Here is a 14,162-nt window from a genome sequence, read left to right as displayed (position 1 = left end):
GTGAATACCTCGAGGGGTTTCAGCCGCCGACCGCAAGTCAGGGTGTTACGATCAGACTAAACCGATAGACTGTGCCCTGGTATTCGGCGACGACACCCCGGAAGTCGACTCGGTCGTCGTAGCTGTCTATCGGCTGGAGGTCACCGGCGATGCCGAGCGCGTCCAAAACCTCCGCAAGTTCGTCGGAGGGCGGTGCGCTCTCTTCGTAGCGGCGAGGCTCCTCGCTGATCGCGTCGTCGATCACGCCACGACCGGATTCCGAGAGGTCGAGTGAACTCAGATCGAGTTCCAGAATCGCCGTTCGTGCGTACTCCTGGAACGCTTCGCGATTGTTCGTGATTTCGTCGAGAGTGTACGTCCATTCTGGGACGGTTACCGTCCGCTGCTCTGTGACGGGCCGAAAGTATTCGTCTTCGTACTCGATGTAATCGAACGGCGGCGACGGGACGAGCTCACTGGCTTCGGCGTCAAGGTGGTGGTGATACTCGACGGTCTGCAGGTTTTCGAATTGAGGCTCGCCGAGAAACCCATCGTTGCCCGCGTAGACCGCGTCGAGCGCTGCTTCAAGGACACGTTTGTCCTGTGTTGAGCGGTCGAAGGGGGTGCGTTCGACCGTGGCGTCGTCTGGCGGTGTCTCGTCAGTCCGTGTGACTGCGAAATGCCAGCGTTCTCGTTCGAGATGCTGTTCCTCGCTGATTTGGACTTCATAAAAGATCCCGTCCTGTCGAAGGAACGTTGGGCGTGGTCGCGTGTCTTTGCCCCATCGGTCTCGTCCGACGAGCGGCCACTGTTGGACGGTGACACTGCCGGTGTTAAACAGCTCGGACGTATACTGCTGTTTCGTCTCGGTAGTAAAATCGACCCTGGTGGTCGCATCAATTGTGGTCGGGTCGGGCCAGAGATACGGCCGTCCGATTGATGAGAGGTCCTGTTCACTGGCGATGAGCGCGTAGTTGTCGAGACTGCCGGGATTGAGACAACCGGCGGTCGCGGTGATGACCCCGGACGCGCCGATGAGTCGGAGGGCGTGGCGGCGGGAACAACGCATTGCTGTGCCGAAGTAGTTAATATGTCGATAAATTGCTTGTGGTGTAAATCTGCGTATCCCCGTGCGAATGCCACACGAGTCCTCGCTGGAGAGGGGCCAGTCAGCACTCGATTGAACCTACAACACGCCGAGTTCGAACACTGCGAGGTAAATCTGTCCGCCGCCGGCCAGTATCATCACGACGGCTGCGAGCTGGTGCAGTCGTTGCAGGTGCGTGCCCGCGGTGCGCCAGAGTCCGATGCCAACACCCGCAAGGAGTGTCACTCCGACAAGCGGAAGGGCGACTCCGAGCGCGTACACCGCCAGTACGAGAACGCTTGTCCGGGCTGGCAACGCGAGTGCCTGGGCCACCACACCGAAGAACAGCGGGACGACACAGCCCGCCGCAGCGACCGCGTACACAGCCCCGAACACACCGAATCCGGTTACCGACGCCGGTCGCTGCGGCAGCGGGACGCGGAGTTCGGGCTCGCGATTCAGGAGCATCGCGACGCCGAACGCGATCAGACCGAGTCCAATCACCGGTTCGAGCATCGGGAGTGCGTTTTTCAGTGGCTGCCCGAGTGCGAGGACGAGCAGCGCGACGAGGGGAAGCGCAAGGAGTGCCCCACCAGCAGCGGCGGTGGCAGGTGGTAGCATACCGACATCTCGGTCGCTCTCGTTCATGTAGTACCCGATATACCCCGGGAGCAGCGGGAACGCACACGGCGCGAAAAACGTCGTGATGCCTGCGCCCGCGGCGAACGTGAGTGTCCCGAGTACGGCAACTCCGGTCATCTCACACCAGTGCGTCGAGTTCGTCTCGAAGCGTCTCTTCCCCGGCGAGTCCGCTGTGGCCGAACTGGACGGTCCCGCTCTCGTCAGTAATCGCGATGTACGGGAGTCCGTCCGCCCCGAGTGCCGCCAGCAACTCGCTGTCGGGGTCGAGGCCGACAGTCCAGGCCCCGCCGTTCCGGTTCCACCACTCGCTGATGTCAGCCCTCGTCAGTGTCTCGCTTGGCCGCTCGTTCGTCACTGAGACGAACGACACGTCAGCGTACTCGGACTGCATCGCGTTTAGTATCCGGAGTTGGTCGTCACAGGGCGCACACCACGTAGCGAAGAGGTCGATCACCGTGACAGTTCCCGGGGCCGGCACAGCCGACTCGCCCGCCGACGAGCCGTGTGCATCTAGCGTCTCCACGCGGATCGGAAGCTGTTCTGTGTTCCCGGTCTGGCTACCCGACAGCCCGTTCTGGGCAACCCACAGGCTCCCACCGGTGAGACCGAGCCCTGCCATCGCCGCCACGACCTGTCGGCGGTTCACGCGGTTCTCACCGTCTTCAGGTCGGAAATGATGGTTTCTTCGTCCGGCGACTTCGAGCGGTAGGCACGCTCGACGAACCCATCAGCGTTGACCAGGAGCGTCAGTGCTGTGTGCGTGAACATGTACATATCCATGTCCTCAGGTTCGGTTCGCTGGAACACAACCCCGAACTGTTCCTGTATGACATCCTTGGCTCGCTGCTTCGACGCTGGCCGAAGGAATTGCCAGTTCTCGCTCTCGGCGTCGACGTTCATCTCGTCCGCGTACGCCCCGAGTCGTTCTGCAGTGTCACGAGCGGGGTCGAAGGTCATCGGGAGGAACCGGACCGCATCAGCGTAGCCGTTGTTCTGTGCGTGGCTCTGAATGTTCCGCTGGGTCGAGATGAGAACGGGGCACACGGTCTGGCAGTGGCTGTAAAAAAACGTGAGGAGGGCTGGGGTTTCAACGTCGCGCAGTCGAATCTCTGTGGATTCGGCCGGCGCAGGGACGCTCACGTCCGGAATCTGCTCGCCCCACGCAGGATACGGAACGTCGCTGCTCTCGAACTCGCGGTCGGGCTCTTCGAGGACGACATCGGGGTTCGAATCCCCGAAGCGACCACCACCGAGACACCCGGCGACTCCAACAATCGTTCCAACCGCACCGGTCGATTTGAGAACCGTCCGTCGGCGCATACGCAGTAGTTGTGCCCTCGGATATTTGGCTAATCTGGTGTGACTGTCGTAAACCCTCTCTCGCCTGCTATCGCATTATTTCGGGCTGTGAGAGTGGTAAGACCACAGCGCAGTGACAGAGACGTTTTCCGGACCCGGTCGGGCTCCGGAGGCCTGGGGCGGCCCTCGTATTAGCAGTATGTATCACAGCGTACAAGCGGCTGTGTACCACCTGCAGCCTGGCCCGCTCTACCCATGGTTCACAGTCCGTCCTGAAGGGTCTGGCCGTTCGCTGTGTGCCGTCGCCAGCGTCTCCGGATTCCCACTGAAGCAGTACGTCGTCCCCGTTGTACCGTGGGATGACAGGAGCGTGAGCGTGGCAGGCGTCTATCCGTGGTCGGTAGTGAACTGAACCCGGGAGGGCTATCATGCACCAACGACCACCCAGCCGACTGGCTGAGTTACTCGTCCTCCGGAGCGGGTTCGCGCTGGACCACGAACACCGGTCCGAGAAATCGCTCGGCGATCTGGTCGGCAGGCATCCCGAACACGAACGTCGCCAGGGACGGGTCGGTTTCACCCATGACGACCGTATCGAACGAGTCAGCTATGTCTGCAATCGCGTCGAGGGGATCCTGGTCGCGGTCGATCCGTGTTTCGATAGTCGACGGGTCCATTCCGAACTCCACCAGTCGGTCCGTCATTCCACCGAGGAGTGTCTGGATGTCGTCGTCCGTCGTGTCTTCGTCGGCAACGTGATACAACGTCACGTCGGCGTCCATCTCTCCGAACACACTCGCGACGACACGGGCGAGGCGGTCAACCCCGATGGCCCCGCGGACTGGGACCAGCACGTCTTCGACCGGCCCCGTCGCGTTCGGAACGAGGACAGCCATGCAGTCGTGCTCAGCGATCATGCGGTCGATGGTCTTCTGGCCGTCGTGGGTGAACACGAGCCGCCGCTCGACAGTGGCTCCGGCCTCCTCGAACATCTCCTCGTAGTCATCGAGCCGTTCCGTGGCCCGGTCCTCGAACTGCATCCGTGCCTGTCCGGGAGCAGTCTGTTCCGGGATGACGTGATACCCCAGCAGGACAACGTGGGCGTGTGCGAGAAGTTCGGGGACACCCTCGGGGACCGATTCCCCTTCGAGCACGCGGAGCGGAACGAGTATTGATGGTCGGTCCGTCATAATCAGATGTCTCCTTTGAGTGTCACGTCCCCAGCGTAATAACGGTACCAGAGATACGAGGCGAGCATGACCACGATGCCGATACCGATTGACGCGGGCTGCATGAAGACGATCAGTCCGAAACTCGCGAGCGCGCCCACGACCGGGACCACCGGATAGCCCGGCACCTGATAGCTTGGCGAGTACCACTCCGGGTTCCGACGGCGCAACACGATCAGGGCGATACACATCAGCCCGTACATAATCAGGTGGAGGAACGAGGCGACCTCAGCCAGGAGTTCGACCCGGCCAGTCGCGACGAGGACGAGGATCGGGCCGCCAGCGGAGAGCAGTGCGACGTGTGGTGTGCCGTAGCGGAGGTTGACCTCGCTCGCCTTTCTGGGGAGCAACGCATCGCGGCTCAGAGCGTACACTGCCCGCGAGGCACTGAGAATCGACGCGTTCGCGCTCGAAAACGTCGCCAACAGCCCGGCACCCAGGATCGCGACCGCACCGGGCAACCCGAGGAAGTCACGGGCGACTTCGACCATCGCAGTCTCCCCGAACTCCCCCAGCCGATCAGCACCGAACGCGCTGGTCGCGACGAAAATCGTGACAACATAAAAGACGGTGACGATCAGGACCGAGCCGACCATCGCCAGCGGGAGGTTCCGACCCGGCTGCTTGATTTCACCCGCGACAGTTGCGACCTGGGCGAACCCCAGATACGACGTGAACACGAGCGCAGCGGTCGTCAACACTGGGAGGTACCCTTTCGAGAAAAACTGCTCCGGCACGGTGCCGCCACCGAATACGCCAACAGCGTCGAGGACACCGTAGGAAAGGAAGCCCGTGAGTACGACGAGGAGAACCCCGACCACCACGTTCTGAATCTTCGCGGTGTTTTCCGTGCCGCCGATACTCAATGCAGTCAGTGCGGCCCCGAACAACAGCCCGATGCCGATGACCGGACTGAACGGGAGCGCGACGTTGAGCTCGGCGAACACGGCGCTCGCGTAGTGACCGAGCCCGACCAGATAGAACGCCGAAGCGAACATCAGCCCCAGCCACAGCCCGAGGCCGACGATTGCGCCGTAGGCCGTCCCCATCCCCCGCGAGATGAAGTAGTATCCGCCACCGCTCCGGGGCATCGCCGTGGCGAGTTCGGAGGTCGGCAGCGCCACAAGCAACGCGATCAGGCCGCCGATCGCAAAGGAGAGCGTGGCTGCGAGCCCAGCGTTGGCGGCCGCCAGCCCTGGAAACACGAAGATTCCGGCACCGATCATCGTCCCGATTCCGATTGCCAGCCCGCCAACGAGCCCAATAGTCCGTTCGAGTTCGACGTCGTCGTGGACGACCGCGTCGTCGGTGACGGATTCCGGCTCCTCGGCGGGTGCCTCACCGGCGACGTTCTCGCCCCCCGGCTCGACGTCGACAGGCTGGTCAGTCATATGACAGGGATAGTTTCACCTGTCGGATAAAACCGCCGAGGGAATGTGTGACCGACGCCGCGGGTAGCACTGGTCGGCAGCCTCGTACAGGATCAAACCTCTCAGCACCGAAGACAGATGAACAGGCCATTATGCCTGTATCCGAAATGGTCCGTAGAGGATCATATTCATGGTCTCGGTGCTTCTCGTCCTCGGCTTACTCGTCGCCGGGTTCGTGGGATTCAACATCGGCGGTTCGTCAACAGGCGTCGCGTTCGGGCCGGCTGTCGGGAGCAAGCTGGTCAGAAAGGTAACAGCGGCGGCACTGTTCAGCGTGTTCGCGTTCATCGGAGCGTGGACAGTCGGCCGCAACGTCATCGTCACGATGAGCGAGGGGATCGTCCCGGCCGCACAGTTCACCCCGGTAGCCGGTGTCGGCGTCCTGTTTTTCACTGGTCTCTCGCTGCTGGTCTCGAACGTGTATGGCGTCCCCGCCTCGACCTCGATGACGGCTGTGGGGGCGATTGTGGGGCTCGGACTCGCGACGGGATCGCTCAACGAGGCGTTGATGTTTACAATCGTCTCCGCGTGGATCGTCGCCCCGCTCATCGGCCTCATCATCGGGGCGGCCATCGGTCGGTACGCCTATCCGCAACTCGAAGCTCGACTGTCGTTTACGCGCCTCGAACGGCAGTTGGTACAGATCGACCGGTCGGGCCGGTTCCCCAGCGTCCGATTCAACAGAAACGCGTCCCCTCGCGACCTCATCGGGTCGGCACTGGTACTGGCCATCGCCTGTTACATGGGCTTCAGTGCGGGGGCCTCGAACGCTGCGAACGCAGTCGCCCCGCTGGTCGGCAACGGGGCCGTCAGTATCGATCAGGGCGTGCTCCTCGCAGTCGCAGCCATCAGCCTCGGTGGGTTCACCATCGCCAGACGCACTCTCGCAACCGTCGGCGACGGCATTACTGACCTACCGATTCTGGCAGCCCTCATCGTCTCCTCCGTCGGTGCGACGATCATCACCGTCCTCTCGTACTACGGCATTCCGGCGAGCCTCGCGGTGAGCACGACCTGCTGTATCATCGGTCTAGGGTGGGGCCGAGCGAGTCGCGCTGTCACGCTTACGGAACTCGCGACGCCACCATCCGAGTCCAAGCCGGGGCCGAATCTCAGTACCGGCGCGCTCGCCGCCCCATCAACCAAGGATGAGAAGCCAGCGGGTCCAACTGTGGGCGAACTCGCAGCCGGAGAGTCCCCTACCCCCGAAACGTCTCCATCAGTCCCAGCCATTGGCGAGGAGGACATCGAGGAACTGACCGCCGAGAACCTGTTCGATCCGGCAGCGACGAGCCGAATCGTCATTCTCTGGGTCCTCACGCCGTCGCTGTCTGTCGTCGGATCGTACCTCCTCTTCGCTCTCCTGCTGTGAGCCAGTCGTCCGACCGGCCCCGTCGGTGATTTGGGAAGTACTTGGACCACGAGCACCGGGGGGCCGCGAAAATGAGTACGAGTCCCGAGAGCGCCATGAGTGAGACGAGGTAGTTCATCTGCGGGCTCGTCCACGGGGCGTCCCCGCCGTAGCCCACGGTGGTGACCGTTTGAACGATGACCCCCACCGAGCGGTACAACGGCTGAGGCCGCCCCTCCCACGTAGCCATCCCGTAGTTGTAGAGAACCACGAACCCAGAGAGCACGATGACGACGATGACGAGATAATAGACGATGAGCCGCGTTCGCCGGTCCATGCTTCGGTATCAGGTGTCAGACCGATAATAGCTACTCCCGAGAGGGAGCGGTTCAATCACCAGTGAGCTGCCAACCGACTCATCATCGAGGTCATGGGGAGAAGGACACTTGCGGAAAAGGGACTCGAATCGGGCGACCCGATCAAGCCCAAGGAACCGCTCGGTTCCACCGAGGAAGCCGAGACGCCCGCCGACGACTACCCTCACAGGCGTTCATATCGGTAGAGCAGTACAGCCCCGCAAACCGCTCTGCCTCATCCTGATACCGGACCCCATGTCGCGTTCCCGATATCAGACGCTATCGGCGGTTTCCGATCCGTCGCTATCCTGCCGTGCGAGTACGATGCCGGCGATGAAACAGGTAGCCCCCAGCCCGTAGAGGCCATAGCTCAGAGGTGCCGAGACGAGGAACCCTGCGACGATCAGTACTCCGAACGCGGCGTGCAGAATCGCAGTCTGGTTCACAGCCAGTGTAGCGGGTTCAGAAGCAAAAATGGCGCGGTACCGGCCTCACTGGTCGAGTCTGATCGATAGGGATCTGTGGGAGTATGGGACCAGAACGGCCCCGATCACCGTTGGTGCATCGCTCCAACACTAATTCAAATTACGGACACAGGTCGCCAGCCCACACGGTTGTCGCCGAATCACTCGATTCAGGCGGGGCAGAGTCGCACGATAGGTGCGTCCGACGAGTCGATTGCAGCGAGGACGTGTCCGGTTTCGGGCTCGACCACCACGTCGCGGATGCGCCACCCGCGGTCGGCGAGGAGGGGCGTCGCTTCTTCGACTGTTCGCCCATCGACGGTGAACCGGGCGAGATACTGCGAGGCCAAGCCACCGACGAGCAAGTCACCGGTCCACTCCGGGAAGGCGTCACCGGTGTAGAACGCCGTGCCGCTGGGCGGGAAGCCACCTGACCCACAGTCCCACGAATACACTGGTGCAACAACGTCGTCGCGCTCCGCGTGGCTGACGCCGATCGGATCGCCGCTGCCGTAGGTACAGCCCTCGTCGGCGACCGGCCAGCCGTAGTTAGCGCCCCGTTGGACGATGTTGATCTCGTCGCCGTCCTGCTCGCCGAACTCGGTCTGCCAGATGGCTCCGGTGTCGGGGTGGACGGTCATCCCCTGGGCGTTGCGGTGGCCGTAGCTGAATATCGAACCGACCGCGTCCGGGTCGTCGGTGAACGGGTTCGCGTCGGGAATCCCACCCGAGGGCGTCAGCCGAAGTGTGGTCCCGAGTTCGTTGGTCCTGTCCTGAGCGACGTGGTCGGGCCCGAAGTCCTTGAACTGTCTGTCGCCGACAGTCACATACACCAACCCGTCCGGGCCGAACACGACGCGAGACCCGAAGTGCCCGTCAGAATCGACAAAGGGCTCCGCAGCGTGCAGTTGTTCAAACGTCTCGAACTGCGCGTCAGCGGCGTTCAGACGGCCACGGCCCAGATGTGTCGCCGACTCACCACTGTCGTTGGCTTTCGAATATGTCAGATACACCCACGCTGGGTCCGGAAAGTCGGGGTGGAGCGCCGCATCGAGCATCCCGCCCTGACCGCTCGCGTACACCGACGGTGCGCCAGTGACAGGCGTAATTGTTCCGTCGGCCGAATCGACCAACACCACGCGGCCGACGCGCTCTGTGACCAGCAACTGTGAGCCGTCAGGCAGCGGCGTGACACTCCAGGGCGATTCGAGTCCGTCGGCGACGGTCTCGACAGCGACAGCCGTCTCTGAACCGTCGGCCTGTCCGGAAGCCGTCGCTGTCGCGCCGTCCCCTTGCTGGTCGTCACTGGGGGCACTACAGCCTGCGAGTGTTCCAGCGGCCGTGAGCCCGCTCACAGCGAGGAACGTCCGTCTGTCCATTGTAGCCACAGCTACGGTCGCGGTGCTGTTAACTGCGGTCCCGATTGGTTCATCAGAAACGCCGACCCGTCAGTAGCCGGTACTCACGGGACGCATCCTGCCATCCCTCGCCTATCGCGGCGAAGTGTCTTTTAGCCACCCGCAGCTACGCATTATTGATGGACCGTCACAATCAGCCAGCAGGTGAGAGAGAGCGTCTGCCAGCGGAGACGCTCTCGCCGCTGGCGACGCGGGTCGACGAGCTGCTGGCCCTGTATCGATACGAACTCACCCCCGCTATCGATGCGATCAATGCTGCCGTCGCTGGCTACGGTGGCCTGTTCGACCCGGAGACATCCGCCGATGAAATACGGACCGCAATCGACGAGCTTGTCGAATCTGGCCCGCCCCCGTCACAGCAGGGCTCGGCTACCTCCGACGTGGCACAGGTAGTGCTCTATGTTGACGGCAGTGCACACAGTAACGGGCCGGCCGGTGCCGGTGCTGTGATTCAGGCCGATGAGACACCGATTGCCCGACTCGGGCGTCCGGTCGGCTCCCGGACGAACAACAACGTCGCCGAATACGCCGCCCTCCATCTCGGACTGCGGGCACTGGCGGCACGGTGTGACCCGGAGTCGGTCGAGATACGCATCGATTCGATGACCGTCATCAACCACATCTGGGGTGACAAAGAGAGCACTGTGCAAGCGACGCCGTACAGCACAGCGATCACTGACCACCTGTCGGCGCTGCCCGCCCACGAGTGGACGCATCTGGCCGACAGTGATCCGAACCCGGCTGATGCACAGGCGACGGTCGGGGCCGACATCGCGGCCCTCGGCCCTGGGTGAGACAGGGGTGCTATAGTAACAATTGAAACGATTTACCCACTGATCGCACTGCCGTTGTGCGATCAGGTGTGCATTGATTTTCAATGGCTACTATAGCGAGCCTGTCGTTCGCATCGCTTGCGGAGCGTAACACCAGCGTCGAATTGCTGTGTAGATGGCCGCTGTTCTGCTGTTTTTATTCCTTGAGCACGTATATTACGTTAATGTACACCGAAGGGCGGTACGACTATGATGTGGCCGTTGTCGGCGGCGGGCCGGCCGGGCTGACGAGCGCACTGTACACCACCCGACTGGGGATGGACACGATTGTCATCAACCGCGGTGGGGGCCGCGCTGCGATGATGACCGATACCCACAACGTCATCGGGGTCACCGAGGACGTTTCGGGCAACGAGTTCCTGGAGACAGCGCGTGAACAGGTGCAGGATTACGGCGGGACCTACGAGCGGGGCTTCGTCGAGTCGGTCGAACCGCTCACCGACGGGAACGAGGACGGGTTCACCGTGACGACGAGCGACGGCGAACTGGCGGTCAAGCGAGTCGTCCTGGCGACCGGGTTCGCCGACGAGCGTCCGGACCCGCCGCTGCCGCGGACCGGGAAAGGGCTCCACTGGTGTCTCCACTGTGACGCGTTCATGTTCGTCGGCGAGCCGGTCTTCGTCATGGGGACCGGCGAAGCCGCGGCCCACGTCGCGATGATTATGCTGAACTACACCGACGACGTGGACATCCTGACTCGCGGCGAGGAGCCCGAGTGGAGCGACGAGACGCAGACGATGCTCGACAATCACCCGGTCGAGATCGTCGATACAGAGCTGTCGGGCAAGCAGACTGACGACGACGGCTGGCTATCGGCCTACGAGTTCGAGGACGGGAGCGTTCGGGAGTACAAGGGCGGCTTCCCGATGCTCGGGTCGGACTATCACGCGGAACTGGCCGACGAACTGGGACTCGATAGAAACGACGACGGGACGGTAGCCGTCGACGACCACGGCGAGACCAGTGTCTCCGGCGTCTACGCCGTTGGTGACCTCACGCCGGGCCACAACCAGATCCCGATCGCGATGGGTGAGGGCGCTGATGCGGGCATCGCGATCCACAAAGACCTCAGGAAGTACCCCCGTTCAGTCGACGACATCGAGTCCGAGGGTGCGGTCGAAGACGTGGACGTTCCTGCTGTCTCAGAAGAACTGTTCGCGACAGCGCTGGCACACGAGGGACACGCCGCCGGGCCACGCTCGGAGACAATGCCAGAGGCCCGCGCTGACGACGACTGACGCGCCGGCGAATAGTTCAACCGGTGATGCGACGAGGGAGCCGAGTATCGGCTCCGGGAAACGACCTATTCGTCTTCGGTTTCGCGCTGTCGGTAGGGTTCGAGCAAGTCGTCGAGGAGCAAACAGCGGGGGTCAGTGACGGGGTACGCAGTGTCGATGTACTCTTCTGCCGTCTCGATGTCACCGCGAATCGCGAACTGCCGGACGCGCGCCGCGTTCTCGTAGAAGTTCTCGTTGATCTCCGGCGACATCTCGGCCCCGCTGGAAGCCGGCTGGTGCTGGAAGACCTCTTTCTGGAGCTCGTCGAAATCAACCATTTCGGGCTCGTAGTCCTCGATCTCCGAAAGGACGTACTCGACGGCGAAGCGTTGAAACTCGGACTTGTTCGAGAAGACGCCCTCCGCTACCATCTCCTCGACGCAGTCCATCACCGTTTCGGGAAACCGGACCGTCGATTTGACCACGTTGTTGTTACCAGACTGTCGACCCATATAAAATATACTCACGCGAGGCCCGACCCAGTGCGTCTTGAGAGCATAGCGTAGCTCCAGCAGCGACGAACTGCCTCGAAGTGGTGAGAATATCGCGAGCGGCTTGTATCGCGGCGAGAGACAAATCAGACGCGTACTGGTAGAAGATCTCTGGGCTGGTCACTGGTGCTATCTTGGAAAACCACGATTACAGAACATACTTTTGCCGTGGACACCTTCTAAAGCCTGACAATGGGTCGCCCGAACGTGTTACTCGTCGTTCTTGATTGTGTCCGTGCGGCGAACACCTCGCTGTTGGGTCATCGACGCAGGACCACCCCCTTTCTCGAAGCGTTCGGTCGTGAGGCGACGGTGTACACGCAGGCACGGACAACCGCGAGCTGGTCGCTGCCGGCCCATGCGAGTCTGTTCACCGGAGTCCCGTCCGAGGGCCACACGCTCAGGATTACCGAGCGGCTGCAACCCGGCCAGACGATTTTCGATTTCCTCCGCGACGAAGGCTACGAGACCGGCGTGTTCACGGAGAACCCGTATCTCACGGTTCACCCGTCCGGGCTCAGCGACAGCTTCGAGACCGTCGTCACGGAACGGCCCGATTCGACAGACGTTGACGACCCGTCCGAGACACGCAACGGTGTCGACGGCTTCTGGTACGCCGACGAGCTGACTGAGTGGGTCGACGAGCAAACGGGGTCCTGGGCCGCGTGCCTCAATCTGATGGACGCGCACATGCCGTACGCGACACGGGACGCCTACGACGAGTGGGGTGCGGACTTGTACTGGGGAATGCACGACGAACTCCCGATCAAGTGGGAGTGGAGCGTCTACGGAGAGCAACTCCCGCCGGGCGTCGGGCAGCTACTCGAACCGCTGTACGACGGCGCGATTCGACAGACTGACGCTATTTTGGAGCGGGTCATCACCGACCTGAAAGCACGCGGCGTTTTAGACGACACGCTGGTCGTTATCACGTCGGATCACGGTGACGGGTTCGGAGAACCGCCACAGGCGGCCACCGAGCCACCGGCCGTCATGCACGGGATGGGCACACAGGAGGAACTGTTCCACGTCCCACTGGTCGTCCGAGGGCCGGGGCAGACCGAGAGCCGGCGAATCGAGTCCCTGGCGACGCTGTCACGGTTTCCCGATGCCGTCCTGGCCGCCTTCGACGGCGAAGCGGACGACGCTGGGTGGTTCGTCGCACCAGACGGGCAGACGACTGCGTACCAGACACCACCGACCGGGCAGACAGCGGAGTACGCCGAGCAGTACACTGACGAACCGGACCGGTTCCGACAGCCCGCGTCGCTCGTGTACCGGGACGGACCCGGTGACACCGTATACAAGCGCGCAGCGTGGGGAGAGGATGAGTACGAAGCGGTCGTACGGGGCCGGCGGTCCGAACCCAGCGACGGAACGCCTATCGACCGCCCGCCGTCGGACGTTGTCGCTGACTCCGCAGAGCAAAGTGAGACGCTCGAAATCACCCAACTCGCTGCCGGGGAGGACGAAATGGCAGAATACGATATCGATGGCTTCGACGACGTCGACCTCGAGTCGCGGTTGGAGCGACTCGGCTATCTCTAAGTCGGTGCCACGCAGGCCTGCACCGAGCACCGTCCGCCACAATCGTGGTACGGCTACCGTGTTTGCGATGCCTGAACAGAATCGAAAGGGATGTTTGTGACAACTTGATTTGTACGAACGATGTATAGCGATATTCTCGTTCCAACGGATGGGAGTGCGTCAATGGAGCAGGTACTGGAACACACAATCGACATTGCCGACGGGCGGGATGTCACCGTCCACGCGCTGTATGTCGTCGACGACCGAGCGTTCCTGTCGATGGATGACGAGATGCAGGACGAGGTGCTAGAGAACCTGCGAACGGAGGGCGAAGAGGCCACGTCGGTCGTCCGAGACACGCTGGAACAGGAAGGAATCGAGGTCTCGACAGCTATCCAGCGGGGCAAACCAGCAGACCGCATCGTATCGTACGTTGCTGACGCCGACATCGACCTGATTACGATGGGAACGCAGGCAGACAAGTACGAAAAGAACATGCTCGGGAGCACAGCGCAGAAGGTCGTCACGAAGTCGTCCGTTCCGGTACTCACTGTTGACATTTCCGAGTCGGACTAGGAGAGTTTGTAGTCACACACTGGCCGCAAGCAGTTCTCCAGCGGTAGCGATTGTTACGGGCTCGACGGACCGTGGTGCGACTTGAGCAGGCCAGGACAATCCCATCACCCGTCGCTTAAAAGTTCCAGCAGCCGCGTCGCTCTTGGACTAGACCCGCTGCCAATCGGCTGTGCGAGCCACGGACACGCCTCGGCGGTACTTAC

General features: G+C 62.3%; 16 protein-coding genes. 6 read left to right on the top strand and 10 right to left on the bottom strand.

All coding sequences use genetic code 11. The features are described 5' to 3' along the window. Positions 1–37 precede the first annotated feature (37 nt). The 6 genes from C442_RS15045 to C442_RS15020 form a co-directional block, all read right to left on the bottom strand. Positions 38–1,048, bottom strand: a complete 1,011-nt coding sequence (locus C442_RS15045) for a hypothetical protein (RefSeq protein WP_008311889.1) — start codon at positions 1,046–1,048, stop codon at positions 38–40. 117 nt (positions 1,049–1,165) lie between these two features. Continuing rightward, the gene (locus tag C442_RS15040) at positions 1,166–1,825 is read right to left on the bottom strand and encodes a cytochrome c biogenesis protein CcdA (RefSeq protein WP_008311887.1); all 660 of its coding nucleotides are present in this window, start codon (positions 1,823–1,825) and stop codon (positions 1,166–1,168) included. A 1-nt stretch (position 1,826) separates the two neighbouring features. Beyond that, positions 1,827–2,354, bottom strand: a complete 528-nt coding sequence (locus tag C442_RS15035) for a TlpA family protein disulfide reductase (RefSeq protein WP_008311886.1) — start codon at positions 2,352–2,354, stop codon at positions 1,827–1,829. Further along, positions 2,351–3,028, bottom strand: coding sequence for an SCO family protein (locus C442_RS15030; protein ID WP_008311885.1), 678 nt, complete (start codon positions 3,026–3,028; stop codon positions 2,351–2,353). Before C442_RS15030 ends, C442_RS15035 begins: the two co-directional genes overlap by 4 nt. 440 nt (positions 3,029–3,468) lie before the next feature. Further along, positions 3,469–4,197: an adenine nucleotide alpha hydrolase family protein gene (locus C442_RS15025; protein WP_008311884.1), complete on the bottom strand. Its 729-nt coding sequence runs from the start codon at positions 4,195–4,197 to the stop codon at positions 3,469–3,471. A gap of 2 nt (positions 4,198–4,199) precedes the next feature. After that, the gene (locus C442_RS15020) at positions 4,200–5,627 is read right to left on the bottom strand and encodes an APC family permease (protein WP_008311883.1); all 1,428 of its coding nucleotides are present in this window, start codon (positions 5,625–5,627) and stop codon (positions 4,200–4,202) included. Between the two features lie 169 nt (positions 5,628–5,796). Between C442_RS15020 and C442_RS15015 the strand changes: the two genes are divergently transcribed. Beyond that, a complete protein-coding gene (locus C442_RS15015) occupies positions 5,797–7,038 on the top strand; it encodes an inorganic phosphate transporter (RefSeq protein WP_008311882.1) in 1,242 nt (413 codons plus the stop codon). Here C442_RS15015 and C442_RS15010 read toward each other — a convergent pair. After that, on the bottom strand, positions 6,983–7,354 hold the full coding sequence (locus C442_RS15010) for a hypothetical protein (RefSeq protein ID WP_008311881.1): 372 nt from the start codon (positions 7,352–7,354) through the stop codon (positions 6,983–6,985). The genes C442_RS15015 and C442_RS15010 overlap by 56 nt on opposite strands. Before the next feature lie 93 nt (positions 7,355–7,447). On the opposite strand from C442_RS15010, the gene C442_RS22935 reads away from it, so the two are divergent. Beyond that, positions 7,448–7,579 (top strand): hypothetical protein, encoded by a 132-nt coding sequence (locus tag C442_RS22935; protein ID WP_255518503.1) that lies wholly within the window; start codon positions 7,448–7,450, stop codon positions 7,577–7,579. A 66-nt stretch (positions 7,580–7,645) separates the two neighbouring features. Here C442_RS22935 and C442_RS22260 read toward each other — a convergent pair whose 3' ends face one another. Together C442_RS22260 and C442_RS15005 are read right to left on the bottom strand one after the other, a co-directional pair. Further along, complete coding sequence (locus C442_RS22260; protein WP_008311880.1) at positions 7,646–7,819, bottom strand: hypothetical protein; 174 nt, start codon at positions 7,817–7,819, stop codon at positions 7,646–7,648. Positions 7,820–8,007: 188 nt separating this feature from the next. Further along, positions 8,008–9,216, bottom strand: coding sequence for a PQQ-dependent sugar dehydrogenase (locus C442_RS15005; protein ID WP_008311879.1), 1,209 nt, complete (start codon positions 9,214–9,216; stop codon positions 8,008–8,010). A 158-nt stretch (positions 9,217–9,374) separates the two neighbouring features. Between C442_RS15005 and C442_RS15000 the strand changes: the two genes are divergently transcribed. Both C442_RS15000 and C442_RS14995 read left to right on the top strand, forming a co-directional pair. Continuing rightward, entirely contained in the window at positions 9,375–10,049 is a 675-nt protein-coding gene (locus C442_RS15000) for a ribonuclease HI family protein (protein ID WP_008311878.1), read from the top strand. A gap of 203 nt (positions 10,050–10,252) precedes the next feature. Beyond that, a complete protein-coding gene (locus C442_RS14995; protein WP_008311876.1) occupies positions 10,253–11,326 on the top strand; it encodes an NAD(P)/FAD-dependent oxidoreductase in 1,074 nt (357 codons plus the stop codon). A gap of 65 nt (positions 11,327–11,391) precedes the next feature. On the opposite strand, the gene C442_RS14990 is transcribed toward C442_RS14995, so the two are convergent. Continuing rightward, a complete protein-coding gene (locus C442_RS14990; RefSeq protein ID WP_008311874.1) occupies positions 11,392–11,817 on the bottom strand; it encodes a ribbon-helix-helix domain-containing protein in 426 nt (141 codons plus the stop codon). A 231-nt stretch (positions 11,818–12,048) separates the two neighbouring features. On the opposite strand from C442_RS14990, the gene C442_RS14985 reads away from it, so the two are divergent. Beyond that, positions 12,049–13,404: a sulfatase gene (locus tag C442_RS14985; RefSeq protein ID WP_008311872.1), complete on the top strand. Its 1,356-nt coding sequence runs from the start codon at positions 12,049–12,051 to the stop codon at positions 13,402–13,404. 120 nt (positions 13,405–13,524) lie between these two features. Further along, positions 13,525–13,959: a universal stress protein gene (locus C442_RS14980; RefSeq protein WP_049943021.1), complete on the top strand. Its 435-nt coding sequence runs from the start codon at positions 13,525–13,527 to the stop codon at positions 13,957–13,959. The last annotated feature ends 203 nt before the right edge of the window (positions 13,960–14,162 follow it).

It is taken from the genome of Haloarcula amylolytica JCM 13557, from assembly GCF_000336615.1.
GTDB classification, from domain to species: Archaea; Halobacteriota; Halobacteria; order Halobacteriales; family Haloarculaceae; genus Haloarcula; species Haloarcula amylolytica.
This window is presented reverse-complemented; position numbering and strand designations above follow the sequence as displayed.